Genomic DNA, 19,061 nt, shown 5'->3' with positions numbered 1-19,061 from the left:
ACTGTTTCACTGCCTACCAAAATGCTACGCATTTTTCACTTCTATCCATTTACTCATATACTTTGTTGCCTGTAACGTTTGATGTTGCAACAAACTTCCTAAAAAATTATGAGTTCTATGTTGATCTAAATTCTCTTGAATTCCTTTTATTTGGTTGATAAAAAGCACTCCTAACCTCTCTTTATCATAGATTTGATTGATGATTTCAATTCCATTTTTTTGAGATGCTTTCCAAAGTTTTTCATCAGTATATAATTGAACTGCTTTTTCTGAAAATTTAGAGTAATCAGATTCTATAAAACCATTCCAATTAAATTTACCAGACATTCCTTCTGCTCCGATTTCTGTTGCAACACTTGGCGTACCACAAATCATAGCTTCCGTTAACTTTCCTTTTATACCTGCTCCAAAACGAAGAGGAGCTAACACAACCCTTGCGTTTTTAACAACCTCTTTAGCTTCTTCTGCAAAGCCTTTAATAATAAATCCTTCTTTTTTATTATGTAATTGATTTATTTGCTGGTTTGCATACGCTCCATAAATATGAACCTCTACTTTTGGTAAAACCTTTCTAATTTCTTTCCAAATCTCATTTTTTAATGTTAAAACAGCATCCACATTGGGTTTGTGAAAAAAATTACCAATAAAAATAAAATGCGCTCTTTCCTCAAAAGTTTTCCATTTTTCTTGCTGATGAACATCAATCTTATCTAATAAAAAAGGGAGATAACACAAGATTTTTTCATCAACTTTAAAAACATTTTTTAATAAATCCATTTCAAAAGAAGAGATAATTAAACTCATATCACAACGTAAAATTGAAGCGATTTCTCTTTTAGCATCATCAGATTTTAATAAAGCTTCCGTTGTAAATTCTTCTCCTTTTTTTAATTGCTGATGACGAGTTTTTCTTAAAAAATGTAAATCTTCCGTATCTAAAACTCGTATTGCATTTGGGCAATTTTCTGCAACTCGCCAACCAAATTGTTCTTCCATCATAAAACGATCAAACAAAACAATTGATGGGTTTAATTCGGTTATAAAATCATCAAAAGAAGCATTATTTAATGCTATAGCAACTTCATCAACACCTAAAGAACTTAAACTTGTTGCCTTCTCGCTTTTTTGAGCCGGAGAAGCAAACGTTATTTTAAAACCTTCTTGCAAAAACTGTTCTATAAGTTGTAACATTCTACTGCCGGCTGCAGAAGAATTAGGCTCTACCCAAACATACCCAATAATTAAAACCGATTGATTGCTCAATTATTTTGTATTTAATTGTTGTTTATATTCTGCTTGTACTTTTTTACCCCAAGCAACCACAGCATCAATTTGATCTTGTGTTAAATTGGCGTCTCCATGCATCCAAGTATAAGAATCTAACGGCATTTTTTTCTCTTCAACCTCTTCATATAATTCATCCATTTTATGTTCTTTCTTTTTTAAGGAATAGGTGCTCCATGCAGAAAAATTTAAATGTTTCTTACCTTCTTTAACATGCTCTGCTAACCAATAATTTACAGGTGTAATAGTATTGTACCAAGGATACACCGTTTTATCTGTATGACAATCGTAACAAGTAGTTTCTAATATTTTTTGTACATCTACTGGCGGATTTGTTTCTGCTATAAAGGTCTCTACAGAAGCTAAATCTCCTTCATTTTTTTCTGGACCAAAAAATTGTGCCACTAAAAATATGAATACGATAGCAATTCCTATTTTCTTTAGAATTTTCATTGGGTAAATTTTAAGATTTGTAGTACTGTAAAACTACTAAAATCTCTCTTTATTCTGTGAAAATATCCGTATTTTTGTCAACTATCTCTTAAAAAAGAAACCGAAAGGTTACATTATACGCAAAATAAACGCACTCATGAAATACGATATTATTGTAATTGGTTCTGGTCCTGGAGGATATATTGCCGGAATTAGAGCTTCTCAATTAGGTAAAAAAGTAGCAATTATAGAAAAATACTCAACTTTAGGAGGAACATGTACAAATGTTGGATGTATTCCGTCTAAAGCTTTATTAGATTCATCTCATCATTATTATGATGCGATTCATCATTTTGAAGAACATGGAATTGCCGTAGAAAACCCAACTTTCGATTTTAGCAAAATGGTAGACAGAAAAGCTAAAATTGTAGAAACAACTACAGGCGGAATTAAATACCTAATGGACAAAAATAACATTGATGTTTTTGAAGGTTTAGGTTCTTTTGAAGATGCTACACATATTAAAGTTACTAAAAATGATGGTTCTTCAGAAATAATTGAAGGCACAAATATTATCATTGCAACAGGTTCTAAACCATCTACTTTACCGTTTATTTCTTTAGACAAAGAGCGTGTAATTACTTCTACCGAAGCTTTAAAACTACCAGAAGTACCAAAACATTTGGTTGTAATTGGTGGTGGTGTTATTGGTTTAGAGTTAGGTTCTGTATACAAACGTTTGGGTGCAGATGTTACTGTTGTAGAATATGCTCCAAAAATCACTCCAACAATGGATGCTGATGTTTCTAAAGAACTACAAAAAGTTTTAAAGAAACAAGGTATTAAATTTGCTGTAAGTCATGGTGTTACTTCGGTAGAAAGAAATGGTGATGAAGTTGTTGTAAAAGCAAATAATAAAAAAGGAGAAGAAGTAACTTTTACTGGCGACTATTGTTTAGTAGCAGTTGGAAGAAAAGCATATACAGAAGGTTTAGGTTTAGAAAAAGTTGGTGTAGAAGTTAATGAACGTGGACAAGTTGCCACCAACGAACATTTACAAACTAACATTTCTAATATTTTTGCAATTGGTGATGTTGTTGCTGGTGCAATGCTAGCTCACAAAGCAGAAGAAGAAGGTGTTGTAGTTGCAGAATATTTAGCAGGAGAAAAACCACATATCGATTATAATTTAATTCCTGGTATTGTTTATACATGGCCAGAAGTTGCTGCTGTTGGTAAAACAGAAGACGAATTAAAAGCAGCAAAAGCAGATTATAAAGTTGGTAAATTTTCTATGAGAGCTTTAGGTAGATCTCGTGCTAGTGGAGATTTAGATGGTTTTGTAAAAGTTTTAGCTGATAAGAATACTGATGAAATATTAGGAGTTCACATGGTAGGTGCACGTGTTGCCGATTTAATTATGGAAGCTGCCGTTGCTATGGAATACAGAGCATCTGCAGAAGACTTGGCAAGAATTTGTCATGGTCACCCAACATATTCAGAAGCAGTAAAAGAAGCTGCAAAAGCTGCTTGGGACGGAAAGCCTTTAAACGCTTAAAACAGTAAAAAATACACTAAAAAAAATCTCAAAATACATTTATTTTGAGATTTTTTTTTATTTCAGCCTCTTACAACTATTAACTTACTTAAATTTGTTAGGCTGTTACTTTTTTAATTTCTTCATTTGTTTCTAAGGCTGTAAAATCTAATTTCCAACCAATCGTTTCTACTAAGTTTTCTATTAAAAGAATTGCTTCTAAAGCTTCTTTATTTGCAAGGCGAATTAAATTACTTTCTGGTATTTTAGCCAATACATGCTCTTTTGCTTCTTTATTTAGAGTTGTTAAATCTTCTGTATCAAATTTATTAAGATACCCATTTTTTAAATCATAAAATTTAATATCACATTCTATAGAAACCACTTCTGGCTGAGGAAAATCTGACATCACAATTTCTTTTTTTTCTGTATTAGCTTCTAATTTAATTTTTCTAAAATCGAAGCCAATATGTGCTTTTGCGTGAATTAAAATAATGGCTTTTTTCTTACTTGTAAATCCCCAAAAATTTTCTTTGGTGTTTTCATGATGATAAATTTCAGAAAAATCTCCTTCTACGGTAATCAATTTTGATACCTTCTTTATTTTATCTAATAAAATTACCGACTGCTTTTCTGTTAAACTCTTTTTTTTTGATAAAGAGAATTTTTGAGATATAAGATACGAAATCCCTAAACCAATAACTAACCCTAAAATAACTAACTCCATACTGTAAATATACTATTGTTTTCTTAAATTTTAACACTATTTAAGAGGAGGAATATCAAAATTGAAGCCAAAAAAATATTTACAACAAACTCTTTGGGTTAAAAAGTAGAGAAGCTTTTTTTTTAAATAGCTTTTGTTTATTTTTATCCCATGAAAAAAAAACACCTACTTTACTTTTTTCTATTGATTTACACCATTTGCTTCTCACAAAAAACAGACAGCATTCCGCTTAAAAACGGAATAGACAAACCTAGTTTATTGCCCATTCATCATTTTGGGATGTTTTCGGCAAGAATCAATCAAAACTTTAAAATTAGACCACCAGAAATAGCTACTTTAAATTTTTCTTACGCAAGCGCAAATACATTTCATCCTTTTGTAGAAATGTACATACCAAAAGATGAAGCTACTAGGCAAGCTTTAAGTAAGCAAACTTGGTATGACAGACACTTTTATGAAAATCAGCAAACAACTCCAGCAGCGTACGAAAACATTATTGTAGATGCCGTTTTTAAAAACTTTAGGGTAGATTATAATACCAAAATTGGAAAAAACCATGAACTCGGAATTACACTTCGCTCTTATTTAGTTAGTAAAGGAAAATACCCTTTTTCGGTTTTTACAAGTGATGAAACCATAGAGTGGTTTCATAGCAATGTTGCTGGTGGAGAAGATCCTTTTGGTAGAAAATATTATGGTATTAATAAAGTAAATGTAAAATACCAAGATAGAAATGGGAATACTTTAGAATTAAAAGACGGTCAATTTCTTTTTGCTGGAATAGAATTCAATCATTTTTACTACCCAAATTTCATCAACCTAAAAAACAGAAATATTCATGTTAATTTTGGTTCTCATTTAGGTGTTAACACTTCAAAACAGAACCCTTCTATTGATATTGGTGTTTCTGGAAACATCTTAAAAGAATGGAAATTAAACGAAAAATCAGAAATTAGATCTGCCTTTGGTACAAGTTTTTTAAGAAAAAATGCCATTAATTTTAAGGAAAACCTTGTGAACTTAGGAAGCAATAAATTTTTAGGAAGTTTAGAAGCTATGTTTGAGTTTACAAAATACACAAGAAAGAAAAATTATCATTCTGTATCTGTTAATTATCAAATTCAATCTCGCTTTAGTAAAAGAGCAGAAGCAGATTATTATCAATTAGTAGGGCTTTGGCAAGAAATTCATTCTGGTTGGCAAAATGGTTTTGCAAAATTATACGAATACCAATCTGCTTGGAGTTGGCTATATACTTATACTAGAAAAAAATATAGCTTTACCATTTATGTAAAGGAGGATTTGTATTTAAACAACTCGCCAGATTTACAAACAGGAATCAGTTTAAAAATTCCGCTTTCTAACAAATAAGATTTGTATTTTTGCCCCAAATATGCAAAGAACAATTCGCACTTTTTCTATTGAGAACATTATTGAATTCAAGAACCATTTATTGTCTTGGGCGCAACAATTTGAAACGGCACTTTGGCTAGATTCTAATAACTATCACCAAAAATACGCTAGTTTTGATGGTGCTTTGGCAGCAGATGATTTTACTTCCATTAAAACAGATTATCATCAAGGTTTTAACAAGTTAAAAGAATACCAAACTATAACCAAAGATTATATTTTTGGTTATTTAACCTATGATGTTAAAAATGATGTAGAGCGTCTTTCTTCTAATAATTTTGATGGTTTACATTTTCCAGATTTATATTTCTTTCAGCCTAAAAAACTGATTTTTATGAAAGGAAACCATGTTGAGTTTCATTATTTAAGAATGGTAGATGATGAGATTGAAAACGATTTTGAAGAAATTAACAAACTTGAAGAATCAATAATAAAAGAATCTAGTTCTGATATTAAAATAAAACTAAGAATTCATAAAGATGAATACCATGCTAAAGTAAGCCAAGTTTTAGAACATATACATAAAGGAGATATTTACGAGGCCAATTTTTGTCAGGAATTTTATGCCGAAAATGCTATCATAAACCCGGTGGAAGTTTACAAACACCTTAACCAAATTTCCGAACCTCCCTTTGCCTCTTTCTTAAAATTAGATAATAAGTTTGCTTTGTGTGCATCACCAGAAAGATATATTAAAAAACAAGGCACAAAAATAATTTCTCAACCCATTAAAGGCACTGCTAAAAGATTGGTAAGTGAGTTTGATGACGCTCAATTAGCTTTAGATTTAATGCGCGACGAAAAAGAGCGTGCAGAAAATGTAATGATTGTAGACTTGGTTAGAAACGACCTATCTAAAACCGCCAAAATAGGAAGCGTAAAAGTAGAAGAATTGTGCAAGGTTTATTCTTTTAAACAAGTACATCAATTAATATCTACCGTGGTCTCTGAGGTTGAAGAAAACACACACCCAATAGACATAATTCAAAGTACCTACCCAATGGGAAGTATGACTGGCGCTCCTAAAGTATCTGCTATGAAAATTATTGAAAACTTAGAAGAAACCAAACGTGGTTTGTATTCTGGTACAATAGGTTATTTTACACCAGAAAATGATTTCGATTTTAATGTAATTATAAGAAGTATCTTATATAATGAAGAAAAAAAATACATATCTTATTCTGTTGGTGGCGCTATAACGGCAAAATCTATAGTAGAAAAAGAATATGAAGAATGTTTGCTAAAAGCAAAGGCAATGAAGTATGTTTTGCTGAATTCAAAATAAAAAAATATGATACCAAATCAAGACGAACTTTTTCAAAAAACGTTAGATAGTTTAGATGAAAAACCAACGGAACAAAATATGTTTAACATGTTCTTAAAGTTATATCCAGCAGAATGGAAAGCACTAAAAGTTACCTTTTCTAAATTTAACCGAAGTAAACAATTTGGTAAAACAATTCCGTTACCAAAACCAGAAGTATCTATTAGAAAAGACATTCGTGTGTGGTTAAATAAACAATAAATGACTGACATAATATCTTTCTTTTTAGAAATTTATTTAGACATTAAATATTGGATTAAATACAAGAAACAACGGAAGTTTGAGAAAGAAAACAACCTGCCCAAAAGTATTGTTTTGTATCCGTACATAAAACAATTTGCAATAGTATTTAGCGTTCTTTTTGCTGTTTATTTTCTTGTTGTTATTTTTATCTTAAAGGATAATAATCAGAAAAAAACAACCAAAAGAATGAAAGAAATATCTAAACTTTTAGCCTCAGAAAAAAAACAGTTTGGTAAATTTCCATCAGAGTTAAAAGACATTATTAGAAACAATCCTTTAAGATCTAATATAATCATAGATAATTGGAAAACTGCTTTTGTGTATATTCCATCTAAAGATGGACAAAATTATCAATTAATTTCTTTAGGACGAGACGGAAAACTATCTACTAAAGACGATATTGTATATTCTTCTAATTAAAAAAACATCAACATATATAAAATGTGTTATTTTTGAAATATAATGCTACAAGAACTCTCTAACCACATCAACCATAATCTTCCTTTTTTAAAAGGCAAGAAATTATTAATCGCCATTTCTGGCGGAATAGACTCTGTAGCTTTAACACATCTGTTATCAGCATTAAAATTTAACATTTCACTGGCACATTGCAACTTTAATTTAAGAGGAAAAGAAAGCGATTTAGACGAAGCGTTTGTTAGGGAATTAGGAAAAAAACTAAAACTTAACACTTTTGTTACTCAATTTAAAACAAAAGAATTTGCTGAAGAAAACAAACAATCTACACAAATTGCTGCCAGAAATTTACGTTATGACTGGTTTGATAAATTGATAAAAGACCATCAATTTGATTATCTCTTAACAGCACATCATGCCGATGATCATTTAGAAACTTTTCTTATCAATTTAACCCGTGGTGCTGGTTTAGATGGTTTAACAGGCATTCCAGAAATTAATGGAAACATTGTGCGTCCGCTTTTAAAATTTTCTAGAAACGATATTTTAACGTTTGTAAAAGAAAACAATATTTCTTGGCGAGAAGATAAAAGTAATGCATCAACAAAATACATTAGAAACAAAATTAGACATCAAATACTCCCTGTTTTAAAGGAAATTAATCCTAGTTTGTTAGAAACCTTTGCAAAAACAACAGAACACTTAAAAGAAAGTCAGCAAATTATTGAAGACAGCATTAAACAAGTTACATTAGAAATACTTATTACGGATAACAATTACATCAAAATTAATATTGAAAAACTAGAAAAATTATCGAACCCGAAAGCGTATTTATATCAACTTTTAAAAGAGTACAATTTTACAGAGTGGAATGATGTTGCTAATTTACTTGCTGCACAATCGGGGAAACAAATTTTTTCTAAAACACATACTTTATTAAAAGATCGAGACTTTTTATTCCTTTCTAAAAAACTTTCTACGAGTACTGTTGATCAGTTTTTAATTGAAGAAAACACTATAGAAATTACAGAACCTATTCATCTAAAACTTGAAAGCGTAATAGAAAAATCAGCCGAAAATAACCAAACCATTTATGTTGATAAAAAACGTTTAGACTATCCTTTAAAACTTAGAAAATGGCAAGATGGCGATTTCTTTTATCCAACAGGAATGACCGGAAAAAAGAAATTGAGCAAGTATTTTAAAGACCAAAAATTATCGCTTTTAGAAAAACAAAATACTTGGTTACTTTGCAATAATACCAATGCAATTATTTGGGTAGTAGGGTATCGTTTAGACAACCGTTTTAAAACCACTCAACAAACAAAATCGGTTTTAAAAATAGCTGTTTTATAAAAAAAATGATGTTGTTTTTCTATCCCTAAAAAAAACAAAAACAACTCAGAGTAACAGAAAATGATAATTTCATAAAAAAAAGTTGAAATTTATATCGTTTTCTTAAATAAATCAAGGATTATTCATTAAAAAGTAGGTTTAATCATTTCTCTTTTTTGTAATTTTAATCCCGTAAAATCATAAGAACATGAACAATTTACCTAAGCTAGATAGATTTAATGAAAATGTACTGTCTAAATATCAAATTTACAACAGTATTTTCACAACGCTACCTTTTGATACTATAGACGATACTGGGGTTTTGTTACCTCTTTTACATAAAGTTTGTAACAAAGGTTTTAAACTAGAAAAAAACCCTACAGAAATTGTAGAACATTTTTTTAGTAAATATCAAGACGAACCTACAGAAAAAGAAAAAGCAGATTTACTTTTTCGTTTTATTCAATTTATAGAACGTCAAGTTGTTTTATTTGATGCCGTAGAAGATGCCGCATATCCTATTGTAAATAATATGGATGGTTTTGGAACGCTTAGAAACTCTAAAGAAGCTGCATTTCTTAGCAATAAAAAAGACGAATTAAGAGCGCACTTAGAAGATTTTAAGGTTCGTATTGTATTAACAGCGCATCCAACGCAATTTTACCCAGGTTCTGTTTTAGGTATTATTACAGACTTAGATAAAGCAATACAAGATGATGATTTATTACTAATTAGAAAATTGTTAGCTCAGTTAGGTAAAACACCTTTCTATAAAAAAGAAAAGCCATCTCCTTTTGATGAAGCTGTAAGTTTAATCTGGTATTTAGAACATGTATTCTATCACTCAGTTCCTAAAATTTACAACTATATTCAACAACATATTTATGATGGTGAACCGATAGAAAATGAAATTATAGAACTAGGTTTCTGGCCAGGTGGAGATAGAGATGGTAACCCATTTGTAACTACTAAAATTACTTTAGATGTTGCAGAAAGACTGCGTCAAACAATTTTAAGAAACTATTACAGAGACATTAGACGTTTAAAAAGACGTTTTACGTTTGATGAAGTACAAGAAATCTTTGCGAAGTTAGAAAAGAGACTTTATAAGCATGTTGTTAGAAGTTATACGAAAGTTAATTTTTCTCAAAAAATCTTATTAGAAGAGTTATATGCTGCAAAAGAAATCATTGTAAATAAGCATCAATCTTTATTTGTAGAAGAATTAAATGATGTTATCAACAAAGTAAAAATCTTTGGTTTTCACTTTGCAACTTTAGACATCAGACAAGATAGTAGAGTGCATCACCAAGCATTTACACAAATTGTAAAAGACTTATTAGAGACAGGAGACACTACCTTCCCTGAAAATTATTTAAGACTTTCTGACGAAGAACAAGTTGAAATTTTATCTGTTGTAAAAGGAAGCATAGACCCAAGTATTTTAACTGATGAAACTTCTATTAAAACCATAGAATCTATTTATGCGTTAAAAGAAATTCAGCAAAGAAATGGAGAACGCGGAGCAAACCGTTACATAATTAGTAACAACCAAAGTGCTTTACATGTAATGCAAACCTTTGCAATGCTAAACTTATGTGGTTTTGAAAACGAATTACCGGTAGATGTTATTCCACTTTTTGAAACGGTAGAAGATTTAGAAAATGCAGAAGACGTAATGAGAACTTTATATTCTAATAAAGTTTATAGACATCATGTTGCCAAAAGAGGACACAAACAAACTATTATGTTAGGTTTTTCTGATGGAACAAAAGATGGTGGTTATTTAATGGCAAACTGGGGTATTTTTAAAGCAAAAGAAGCTTTAACAAGAATCTCTAGAGAATATGACATTGAAGTAGTTTTCTTTGATGGACGTGGAGGACCACCTGCTCGTGGAGGAGGAAAAACACACCAATTTTATGCTTCTTTAGGCCCAACAATAGAAGACAAAGAAATTCAATTAACCATACAAGGACAAACTATTAGTTCTAATTTTGGTACACAAAACTCATCTCAATACAACTTAGAGCAATTAATAAGTTCTGGTATTAAAAATGATGTTTTTACCAAAGATCAATTAAATGATAGCCATAGAGAATTGATAAATGATATGGCCACTACAAGTTACCAAACTTATGTAGACTTTAAAAATCATCCTAAATTTTTACCGTATTTAGAAAAAATGAGTACGTTAAAATATTATGCAAAAACCAATATTGGAAGTAGACCAAGTAAACGTGGTGGATCTGACAAACTTGACTTTTCTGCACTTAGAGCCATTCCTTTTGTAGGTAGCTGGAGCCAGTTAAAACAAAACGTTCCTGGTTTCTTTGGAGTGGGAACTGCATTAAAAAAATATGAAGACGCTGGTAGATTTGATGAAATTATTGAATTCTATAACGCATCTGACTTCTTTAGAACTTTGTTAGAAAATAGTATGATGAGTTTAACCAAATCTTTCTTTGGCTTAACTTCTTATATGGCAGAAGATGAAGAGTTTGGAGAATTCTGGACTTTAATTTTTACAGAATACGAAACCACAAAACGATTACTTTTAAAGTTAACTGGTCATACAGAATTAATGGAGAATTTCCCTGTAGGAAAAGCATCTATTGAAGTTAGAGAACAAATTGTATTGCCTTTATTAACCATACAACAGTTTGCTTTAAAGAAAATTCAAGAACTTCAAAATAATGGAGGAAGCGCAGAAGATATAGAAATATATGAAAAAATGGTAATGCGTTCTTTATTTGGTAACATTAATGCAAGTAGAAATTCTGCTTAAAATTTTGTTTATCAAATAATTACAGTACATTTATAAAGTAAAATTACGTACTATGAAAAAATACGCTTCTTTACTTTTAACTTTATTTGTTGGTAGTTTTTGTTTTTCACAACAACAAACTACCAACAATAATTTTACTCCAATTAGTATTTACACTTCTTCTTTTGGGGTTAAAACAAACCAAAACCCTTCTTATTCATCCATTAAGAAGAATTTAAATCTCAAAAAGCATTATAAGTTTACCACAGTTTCTTTTGAAGAAATAGATGCAAATCAGTTTTTTATTTCTGATAAAAACCTAAGTACAAAAGCTACTCGATTTATTTATGATGACTACAAAAGTTATCGAGATGAAAACCTTTTAAAAGGATTTTTACAAAAACACGACCCTACTCGATGGGATTCATGTAACTTTAAACAACCAGCCATTAATTAATTTTTTTTATCTTTAAAGAAAAAAAATGCTTGTTAAAGTCTATGGTTCTGCCGTTTTTGGTATCGAAGCAACTACAATTACCGTTGAAGTAAATATTGATAAAGGAATAGGTTACCATTTAGTTGGTTTGCCAGATAATGCAGTTCGTGAGAGTTCTTATCGAATTTCTGCTGCACTCAACAACAATAACTACAAACTTCCAGGTAAGAAAATTATTATCAACATGGCTCCCGCCGATATTCGGAAAGAAGGTGCATCTTATGATTTAACTTTAGCTGTTGGAATTTTAGCGGCTTCAGCACAAATAAAATCAGAACATATAGATGAATACATTATTATGGGTGAACTTTCTTTAGACGGAAGCTTACAGCCCATAAGAGGGGCGTTACCAATTGCCATAAAAGCAAGAGAAGAAGGTTATAAATATTTAATTCTACCGAAGGAAAACGCTAAAGAAGCTGCCATTGTAGATGATTTAGAAGTTTTAGGAGTCGAAAATATTTTAGAAGTTATCCATCATTTTAATGAGGATCAAAAAATTGAACCAACCATTGTTGATACAAGAGCCGAATTTTACAAAAACATCGATTTCCCAGAATTCGATTTTTCTGATGTTAAAGGACAAGAATCTATAAAACGATGCATGGAAATTGCCGCTGCAGGCGGACATAATATTATTTTAATTGGTCCTCCAGGATCAGGAAAAACAATGTTGGCAAAGAGATTACCTTCAATTTTACCACCAATGACGTTGCATGAAGCCTTAGAGACTACAAAGATTCATTCTGTGGTTGGTAAAATAAAAAAAGAAGGTTTGCTATACCAACGTCCTTTTAGAAGCCCACATCACACAATTTCAAACGTAGCTTTGGTCGGCGGTGGACAATACCCGAAACCTGGCGAGATTTCTTTATCGCATAATGGGGTTTTATTTTTGGATGAATTACCCGAGTTTAAGAGAGATGTTTTAGAAGTTATGCGTCAACCATTAGAAGATAGAGAAGTTACCATTTCTAGAGCAAAATTTACAGTTACCTACCCAAGTAGTTTTATGTTGGTGGCAAGTATGAACCCGAGTCCGAGTGGTTTTTTTAACGACCCAAATAGCCCAATGACATCTTCTCCACAAGAAATGCAACGTTATTTAAGCAAAGTATCTGGCCCCTTATTAGATAGAATAGACATTCATATAGAAGTAACTCCGGTTCCGTTTGCAAAACTATCTGAAGAACGCAAGGGTGAATCTAGTGTAGATATCAGAAAACGAGTTACGGCATCTAGAGAAATACAGTCTGAACGATTTAAAGACTTTGAAAACATACATTATAATGCACAAATGAGTGTAAAACAGATTCGTGAGTTTTGTAAATTATCCGAAGAAAGTAAAACACTTTTAAAAACCGCTATGGAAAAATTAAACCTTTCTGCCAGAGCTTATGACCGAATTTTAAAAGTATCTAGAACCATAGCAGATTTAGCAAATTCTAAAAACATTTCTCCAGATCATATTGCAGAGGCAATACAATATAGAAGTTTAGATAGAGATGGTTGGTTGGAGTAAATTATTAACTTTTTTTATTCTTAATATAAATATTATAGAGCAAACCAAACATAATTAAAAAGACACCTAATAAGGTCCAAAGATTATAAATTTCTCCGAACCAAAATGCACCAATAGCAATCATAAAAATAACTTCTAAATACTTTAAAGGTGCAATTACATTTGTCTCGTGAGATTGTAATGCTTTGGTCATGTATAATTGACCAACATAACCAAAAACACCTAAACTTAGTAGCAACAACCATTCTATTAAACTTGGGTTTCTCCAATGATTGATAGACATAATACCTCCAAAAACAAAAGCCATTACCATAAAGTAATTGATAATTACTAATGGATTTTCTTTATCGCCAATTTTACGAATTACCACAAAAATAACCCCTAAAGAAATTGCAGATAATAGTACAAAAATTATTCCTAGAGAATCTACATCTACCCCAAAACCTTTAATGATTAAAACCCCAGAAAATGAGAGTAAAAACAAAAACCATTGTATTGGTTTTATTTTTTCTTTTAAGAATATAAAAGCAAGAATAGCTGCAAAAATTGGTGATGTATATCGTAATGAAACGGCAGTACCAACCGCTAAATAATTTAAAGATTGAAAGAAACAGGTTAATGAAATTACACCTGCAAGCCCCCTAATAAATAATAATTTTTTATGCGTACCTAGAATAGGAATTTTAGCCTTTAAAATTAATGGCACTGTAAAAAATAATGTTCCAATAGATCTAAAAAATACAATTTGATAGGCACTAAAATCATTTAAATATTTTACAACGGCATTCATTAAAGAAAATGCAATGACACTAAAAATCATGTAAAAAATGGCTGTTGAGCTTTTCATCAAGAAGTAGTTTGTATTATTTTAGGTAGCTATTAAATATTACGCAAAAGTAACAATTTAAAAATTGGTTAACCAATTTAGTTTTTGTTTTCTAAAAACTCCAATTTTTATAACTACTGGAGCTTTCTAACTTATTTTCTATAGAATCGTCTAATTCTTTAAAGAAATCGATACCCGTTAAAGCTTCAATTTTATCTACCGAAACCACAAATTTATACAATGGTAAATTCGATTCTTTATGAGGCATTAAAAACGCCAACATTTTAATTTTACCCTTGGTTTTATCTAAGATTACTTTATAAAATTGATTTGGTACAGAAACAGCTTCACTACCAATTGTTTTTAAATTATTTTCTAAAACGCCTCCTGTAATTACAAATACACCATCGTTTTTCTTTGCCCAATAACGCACTTTCTGTTCTAGACGATTCCAGACTCCTGCATTAAATTGATGTTCTTGCGGACTGATATTACTTGTTAAAAAAGTTTCGTCGTGCGCAGCTTTAGAGAAACGTCTGTCGGCAGCAGGACATAAATGCCCTTTATCATAACCAGTTTTTTTATAATTACGCCAATGTGCGGCTTTGGTTTTTACAGCGTTGTCAATTTCAAAATAAGGTCTTTTGTAATTTGTACTACTTAAATCGGATGCTTTTAACTCATACGCAACCCACTCTGCTTGTTCGTGTTTTTCGCTATAGGATAACGAATAATTTTGATGATGCACCACTTGGTTGGTTGTACTTGTTGGCAAAAAATATTGATTGGTAGTTGCTTTTGGTGTTTTACCAGCTTCTATTACAACATTTTCTTTTTGAGCATCTAACAGTTCTTCAGAACCTAAAACAGCTACTAAAATGATAATGGCTATTATGGATAGTACTTGTTTTTTTTTCAAGGTGATTATTTTAAGTTGTAAAGGTATGAATAAAGATAAAGTTAATACACTTCATAAATTATATGAGATTCCTCAATCGCCCAAAAAGCTCATTTCGGAATGACAGAAAGAGAAAATGACAATAGAATTACTAAGAACTGTTCTTTAAAATAGTATTCTTTTTTTAATCCTAAAACTCCGCGTTAGGGATAGAACGGTCTGTTTGAGCTCTTTTTTATTTTTCATAAAAAAAGCGAGTAGTGATAGCCTATTAAAACGCCCAAAAAGAAATTGAATTTATCAAAGAGAGATTGCTTCGTCATTCTTCCTCGCAATGACAAAAAAAAGAAAAACCCTTTCAAATTAATGAAAGGGTTTTTAAATATTTTACAATCAAAAATGAGATTGCCACGTCATTACTTCCTCGCAATGACAAATAGTTTTAGTATCTATAGTGTTCTGGCTTATAAGGACCTTCTACTGTTACACCAATATAAGACGCTTGTTCTGGTCTTAATTCTGTAAGCTCTACGCCTATTTTTGCTAAGTGTAATTTTGCTACTTTTTCGTCTAAATGTTTTGGTAACATATATACTTCATTCTCGTAAGCATCTCTGTTTGTCCAAAGTTCTATTTGCGCTAAAGTTTGGTTTGTAAATGAGTTAGACATTACAAAACTTGGGTGACCTGTAGCACAACCTAAGTTTACTAAACGACCTTCTGCTAATAAAATAATATCTTTTCCGTTGATGTTATATCTATCAACCTGTGGTTTGATCGTATCTTTTGTATGACCATGGTTTTTATTTAACCAAGCCATGTCAATTTCATTATCAAAGTGACCAATGTTACATACAATAACTTTATCTTTCATAGCCTCAAAATGACGACCTTGAATAATATCTTTGTTTCCTGTAGTTGTAATAATAATGTCTGAATTACCAACAACAGTTTCTAAACGTTTTACTTCAAAACCGTCCATTGCAGCTTGTAAAGCACAAATAGGATCGATTTCTGTAACCGTTACAATAGAACCTGCTCCTTTAAAAGAGGCTGCTGTTCCTTTACCAACATCTCCATAACCACAAACAGTTACACGTTTACCGGCTAACATAATATCTGTTGCTCTACGAATTGCATCTACTGCAGATTCTTTACAACCGTATTTATTATCGAATTTAGATTTTGTAACAGAATCGTTTACGTTAATTGCTGGCATTGGTAAAGTTCCTGCTTTTACTCTTTCGTACAATCTATGAACTCCTGTTGTAGTTTCTTCTGATAAACCATTGATTCCTGCAGCTAATTCTGGATATTTATCTAAAACCATATTGGTTAAATCTCCACCATCATCTAAAATTAAGTTTAATGGTTTTCTGTCTTCTCCAAAGAATAAAGTTTGTTCTATACACCAGTCAAACTCTTCTTCTGTTAAACCTTTCCAAGCATAAACTGCTGTTCCTGCTGCTGCAATTGCTGCTGCTGCCTGATCTTGAGTAGAAAAAATATTACAAGAACTCCAAGTAACTTCTGCACCTAAAGCTTGTAAAGTTTCTATTAAAACTGCTGTTTGAATTGTCATGTGAAGACAACCTGCAATTCTAGCTCCTTTTAAGGGTTGCTCGTTTTTGTACTCTTCTCTTAAAGACATTAATCCTGGCATTTCTGCCTCTGCCAATAAAATTTCTTTTCTTCCCCAAGCTGCTAAAGAAATATCTTTAACTTTATTTGGTACGTAAGCTAATTTAGTGCTCATATTATGTATATTTATATTCTAATTTTTCGAACTGCAAAGTTACGACATCCATTTTAAAAAAGTATGCCTCTTTACAAAAGTTTAACGATTAACAAAAACACTAAAGTATTCATTTGGAAAATCGAAGAATCATTTAATCAATTAAATACAAACGTTTTACTTACGGATAAAAGTCAAGCTCGTTTAGACGGAATGAAATCTGACTTACACCAAAGAGGTTTTTTAAGTGTGAGACATTTATTAAAAGAAGCTGGTTATTCTGATTCGGATTTAGTTTATGATGAATTTGGAAAACCACACTTAAAAGATGGAAAGTTTATTTCTATTACACATTCCTTCACTTTTTCTGGGTTGATAATTTCTGATAATTTACATGTTGGTATTGATATTGAAATGCAACGTGATAAAATATTAAAAATTGCACACAAATTTACACACGTTAAAGAGTACGTAACCATTGCAAACCACGATGCTTTAATAAGTAAACTAACCATTGTTTGGGGAGGAAAAGAGAGTTTATATAAAATATACGGTAAGAAAAAATTACGCTTTTTAGAAAATATTTATATTGAAGATTTTGATTTTAAAGACGCAAAAACCACTGGAGAAATTAGATATGATGGTAAAACTACCTCCTATCATATTGAGTTTTTAGAATTTGAAGGTTTTACGTGTGTGTATGCTTTTTAAAAGCGATGTAAAAATATTAAAGGATGATGAAAAAACAAATAGACAAACCAAGAGATGTATCTGACGATGCTATTTTTTCCATCATCGAATTGCAATTATCTAAGAATTATAAAACTACAAGGGTTTCTAATTCGAGATTAAATATTAGAAAAATCTATAATTATACTTCTGCAAACAATAGAGAAGTTACTCATAAACAATTGAATTTTAAGGATTCTGGATGTTTTACTGTAAGTGATACTTCTATTGTATTTATGATGAACCTAAAAAAACAATTCCTTTTTTGGATGATTTTATGGACATTCGGCGTACTTATTACCTGGAAAATATGGAACGCCTCTCTTCTACTCTCACTCTTTCTGATTACAACACCTATTTTAATAATTTGGTTGATTAGAACTGTTGCCTTAAAAAAGTTTATGTCTAATGAGCTTGTTGAGATTTCAAAACAATTAGGTAAATCACTCGGTGTGACACCATCTAATAATCATAGCTGAGAAAACGTAATATCAGTTCGAGTGATTTCGATTTTTTTATCGAAATTGTATCGAGAACACATCAAAAATAAAAAACTACAAGGTTTTTGAAACCTTGCAGGATGACAAAAATTCGTATTTTCGCAGTTGTGAATATTTATCAAAACATTTTATTAGCAAAAAAAGAGGGCAGAAAATTATTGGCTGTTTTAATAGATCCTGAAAAAATCGACTTAAACAACATTACTGCTTTTTTTGAAAAAGTGCATCAATCTATTGCTACACATATTTTTGTTGGTGGCAGTACAGATATAAATAACCTAACCGAAAATGTGGTTGCTGCTATTAAAAAAGAAACTCACTTACCTGTTGTTCTTTTTCCTGGTGATGTAAAACAAATCACACAAAAAGCAGACGGAATTCTATTTCTAAGTTTACTTTCAGGCAGAAATCCGGAATATTTAATAGAACAACAGATAAAAAGTGTTCCGTTTTTAAAGGATTCTAATTTAGAAATTATTTCTACGGGGTATATTTTAATTGACGGACAAAAAGAAACGGCTACTCAAAAAGTAAGCAACACAAAACCAATTGCACAAGAAAACACAGAACTGATTTTAAACACGGCTTTAGCTGGCGAATTTTCTGGCAAAAAATTGATTTATTTAGAAGCCGGTTCTGGCGCCAAAGTGCCTGTGGACGCAAATATTATCACTGTTGTAAAAAATAACTTATCGATTCCTTTAATTGTTGGTGGCGGAATTAGAACAAAAAAACAATTAGAAAATGCTTTTAATGCTGGCGCAGACCTAGTGGTTATTGGAACTGCTTTCGAAAATGATGAAGCTTTTTTTAATCAACTTAAAAAATAATACGCTATAATATTTCTCCACAGTTTGTCATTGCGAAGCGAGGAGAAAT

18 protein-coding genes are annotated in these 19,061 nt (G+C 31.0%); 12 read left to right on the top strand and 6 right to left on the bottom strand.

Going from position 1 to position 19,061, the window contains the following annotated elements; translation table 11 throughout:
• Positions 1-24 precede the first annotated feature (24 nt).
• Positions 25-1,263, bottom strand: coding sequence for a glycosyltransferase family 4 protein (locus WHD07_RS12735; protein ID WP_343328714.1), 1,239 nt, complete (start codon positions 1,261-1,263; stop codon positions 25-27).
• A complete protein-coding gene (locus WHD07_RS12730) occupies positions 1,264-1,737 on the bottom strand; it encodes a heme-binding domain-containing protein (protein ID WP_343328713.1) in 474 nt (157 codons plus the stop codon).
• Positions 1,738-1,873: 136 nt separating this feature from the next.
• On the opposite strand from WHD07_RS12730, the gene lpdA reads away from it, so the two are divergent.
• On the top strand, positions 1,874-3,274 hold the full coding sequence (gene lpdA, locus WHD07_RS12725) for a dihydrolipoyl dehydrogenase (protein ID WP_343328712.1): 1,401 nt from the start codon (positions 1,874-1,876) through the stop codon (positions 3,272-3,274).
• Positions 3,275-3,371: 97 nt separating this feature from the next.
• Here lpdA and WHD07_RS12720 read toward each other — a convergent pair whose 3' ends face one another.
• The gene (locus WHD07_RS12720) at positions 3,372-3,980 is read right to left on the bottom strand and encodes a DUF4230 domain-containing protein (protein WP_343328711.1); all 609 of its coding nucleotides are present in this window, start codon (positions 3,978-3,980) and stop codon (positions 3,372-3,374) included.
• 150 nt (positions 3,981-4,130) lie between these two features.
• Between WHD07_RS12720 and WHD07_RS12715 the strand changes: the two genes are divergently transcribed.
• The 8 genes from WHD07_RS12715 to WHD07_RS12680 all read left to right on the top strand — a co-directional run bounded on the left by WHD07_RS12715 (position 4,131) and on the right by WHD07_RS12680 (position 13,494).
• On the top strand, positions 4,131-5,351 hold the full coding sequence (locus WHD07_RS12715; protein WP_343328710.1) for a hypothetical protein: 1,221 nt from the start codon (positions 4,131-4,133) through the stop codon (positions 5,349-5,351).
• Positions 5,352-5,373: 22 nt separating this feature from the next.
• On the top strand, positions 5,374-6,675 hold the full coding sequence (locus tag WHD07_RS12710) for an anthranilate synthase component I family protein (RefSeq protein WP_343328709.1): 1,302 nt from the start codon (positions 5,374-5,376) through the stop codon (positions 6,673-6,675).
• Positions 6,676-6,681: 6 nt separating this feature from the next.
• Positions 6,682-6,915, top strand: coding sequence for a hypothetical protein (locus tag WHD07_RS12705; protein ID WP_105049519.1), 234 nt, complete (start codon positions 6,682-6,684; stop codon positions 6,913-6,915).
• Positions 6,916-7,377 (top strand): type II secretion system protein GspG, encoded by a 462-nt coding sequence (locus WHD07_RS12700; protein ID WP_343328708.1) that lies wholly within the window; start codon positions 6,916-6,918, stop codon positions 7,375-7,377.
• A 42-nt stretch (positions 7,378-7,419) separates the two neighbouring features.
• The gene (gene tilS / locus WHD07_RS12695; protein WP_343328707.1) at positions 7,420-8,730 is read left to right on the top strand and encodes a tRNA lysidine(34) synthetase TilS; all 1,311 of its coding nucleotides are present in this window, start codon (positions 7,420-7,422) and stop codon (positions 8,728-8,730) included.
• 187 nt (positions 8,731-8,917) lie between these two features.
• Complete coding sequence (locus WHD07_RS12690; protein WP_343328706.1) at positions 8,918-11,497, top strand: phosphoenolpyruvate carboxylase; 2,580 nt, start codon at positions 8,918-8,920, stop codon at positions 11,495-11,497.
• 52 nt (positions 11,498-11,549) lie between these two features.
• Positions 11,550-11,933: a hypothetical protein gene (locus WHD07_RS12685; RefSeq protein WP_343328705.1), complete on the top strand. Its 384-nt coding sequence runs from the start codon at positions 11,550-11,552 to the stop codon at positions 11,931-11,933.
• A 25-nt stretch (positions 11,934-11,958) separates the two neighbouring features.
• Entirely contained in the window at positions 11,959-13,494 is a 1,536-nt protein-coding gene (locus WHD07_RS12680; RefSeq protein WP_343328704.1) for a YifB family Mg chelatase-like AAA ATPase, read from the top strand.
• 4 nt (positions 13,495-13,498) lie between these two features.
• On the opposite strand, the gene WHD07_RS12675 is transcribed toward WHD07_RS12680, so the two are convergent.
• From WHD07_RS12675 to ahcY, 3 genes are all read right to left on the bottom strand, one after another.
• Complete coding sequence (locus tag WHD07_RS12675; protein WP_343328703.1) at positions 13,499-14,341, bottom strand: DMT family transporter; 843 nt, start codon at positions 14,339-14,341, stop codon at positions 13,499-13,501.
• A 91-nt stretch (positions 14,342-14,432) separates the two neighbouring features.
• Complete coding sequence (locus WHD07_RS12670; RefSeq protein ID WP_343328702.1) at positions 14,433-15,239, bottom strand: DNA/RNA non-specific endonuclease; 807 nt, start codon at positions 15,237-15,239, stop codon at positions 14,433-14,435.
• A 421-nt stretch (positions 15,240-15,660) separates the two neighbouring features.
• Entirely contained in the window at positions 15,661-16,974 is a 1,314-nt protein-coding gene (gene ahcY / locus WHD07_RS12665) for an adenosylhomocysteinase (RefSeq protein ID WP_105049525.1), read from the bottom strand.
• Between the two features lie 63 nt (positions 16,975-17,037).
• On the opposite strand from ahcY, the gene WHD07_RS12660 reads away from it, so the two are divergent.
• From WHD07_RS12660 to WHD07_RS12650, 3 genes are all read left to right on the top strand, one after another.
• Positions 17,038-17,664, top strand: coding sequence for a 4'-phosphopantetheinyl transferase family protein (locus WHD07_RS12660; protein ID WP_105049526.1), 627 nt, complete (start codon positions 17,038-17,040; stop codon positions 17,662-17,664).
• A 23-nt stretch (positions 17,665-17,687) separates the two neighbouring features.
• Positions 17,688-18,161, top strand: a complete 474-nt coding sequence (locus WHD07_RS12655) for a hypothetical protein (RefSeq protein WP_343328701.1) — start codon at positions 17,688-17,690, stop codon at positions 18,159-18,161.
• 101 nt (positions 18,162-18,262) lie between these two features.
• The gene (locus tag WHD07_RS12650; RefSeq protein ID WP_343328700.1) at positions 18,263-19,012 is read left to right on the top strand and encodes a geranylgeranylglyceryl/heptaprenylglyceryl phosphate synthase; all 750 of its coding nucleotides are present in this window, start codon (positions 18,263-18,265) and stop codon (positions 19,010-19,012) included.
• The last annotated feature ends 49 nt before the right edge of the window (positions 19,013-19,061 follow it).

The sequence above is a fragment of the Polaribacter staleyi genome, assembly GCF_038024045.1.
GTDB lineage: Bacteria > Bacteroidota > Bacteroidia > Flavobacteriales > Flavobacteriaceae > Polaribacter > Polaribacter butkevichii.
This window is presented reverse-complemented; position numbering and strand designations above follow the sequence as displayed.

Excerpts from the sequence above, each read along its gene's own strand:
- WHD07_RS12730 (WP_343328713.1), bottom strand. The coding sequence starts at position 1,737 with ATGAAAATTCTAAAGAAAATAGGAATTGCTATCGTATTCATATTTTTA.
- lpdA (WP_343328712.1), top strand. The coding sequence starts at position 1,874 with ATGAAATACGATATTATTGTAATTGGTTCTGGTCCTGGAGGATATATT.
- WHD07_RS12720 (WP_343328711.1), bottom strand. The coding sequence starts at position 3,980 with ATGGAGTTAGTTATTTTAGGGTTAGTTATTGGTTTAGGGATTTCGTAT.
- WHD07_RS12715 (WP_343328710.1), top strand. The coding sequence starts at position 4,131 with ATGAAAAAAAAACACCTACTTTACTTTTTTCTATTGATTTACACCATT.
- WHD07_RS12710 (WP_343328709.1), top strand. The coding sequence starts at position 5,374 with ATGCAAAGAACAATTCGCACTTTTTCTATTGAGAACATTATTGAATTC.
- WHD07_RS12705 (WP_105049519.1), top strand. The coding sequence starts at position 6,682 with ATGATACCAAATCAAGACGAACTTTTTCAAAAAACGTTAGATAGTTTA.
- WHD07_RS12700 (WP_343328708.1), top strand. The coding sequence starts at position 6,916 with ATGACTGACATAATATCTTTCTTTTTAGAAATTTATTTAGACATTAAA.
- tilS (WP_343328707.1), top strand. The coding sequence starts at position 7,420 with ATGCTACAAGAACTCTCTAACCACATCAACCATAATCTTCCTTTTTTA.
- WHD07_RS12690 (WP_343328706.1), top strand. The coding sequence starts at position 8,918 with ATGAACAATTTACCTAAGCTAGATAGATTTAATGAAAATGTACTGTCT.
- WHD07_RS12685 (WP_343328705.1), top strand. The coding sequence starts at position 11,550 with ATGAAAAAATACGCTTCTTTACTTTTAACTTTATTTGTTGGTAGTTTT.
- WHD07_RS12680 (WP_343328704.1), top strand. The coding sequence starts at position 11,959 with ATGCTTGTTAAAGTCTATGGTTCTGCCGTTTTTGGTATCGAAGCAACT.
- WHD07_RS12675 (WP_343328703.1), bottom strand. The coding sequence starts at position 14,341 with ATGAAAAGCTCAACAGCCATTTTTTACATGATTTTTAGTGTCATTGCA.
- ahcY (WP_105049525.1), bottom strand. The coding sequence starts at position 16,974 with ATGAGCACTAAATTAGCTTACGTACCAAATAAAGTTAAAGATATTTCT.
- WHD07_RS12660 (WP_105049526.1), top strand. The coding sequence starts at position 17,038 with ATGCCTCTTTACAAAAGTTTAACGATTAACAAAAACACTAAAGTATTC.
- WHD07_RS12655 (WP_343328701.1), top strand. The coding sequence starts at position 17,688 with ATGATGAAAAAACAAATAGACAAACCAAGAGATGTATCTGACGATGCT.
- WHD07_RS12650 (WP_343328700.1), top strand. The coding sequence starts at position 18,263 with ATGACAAAAATTCGTATTTTCGCAGTTGTGAATATTTATCAAAACATT.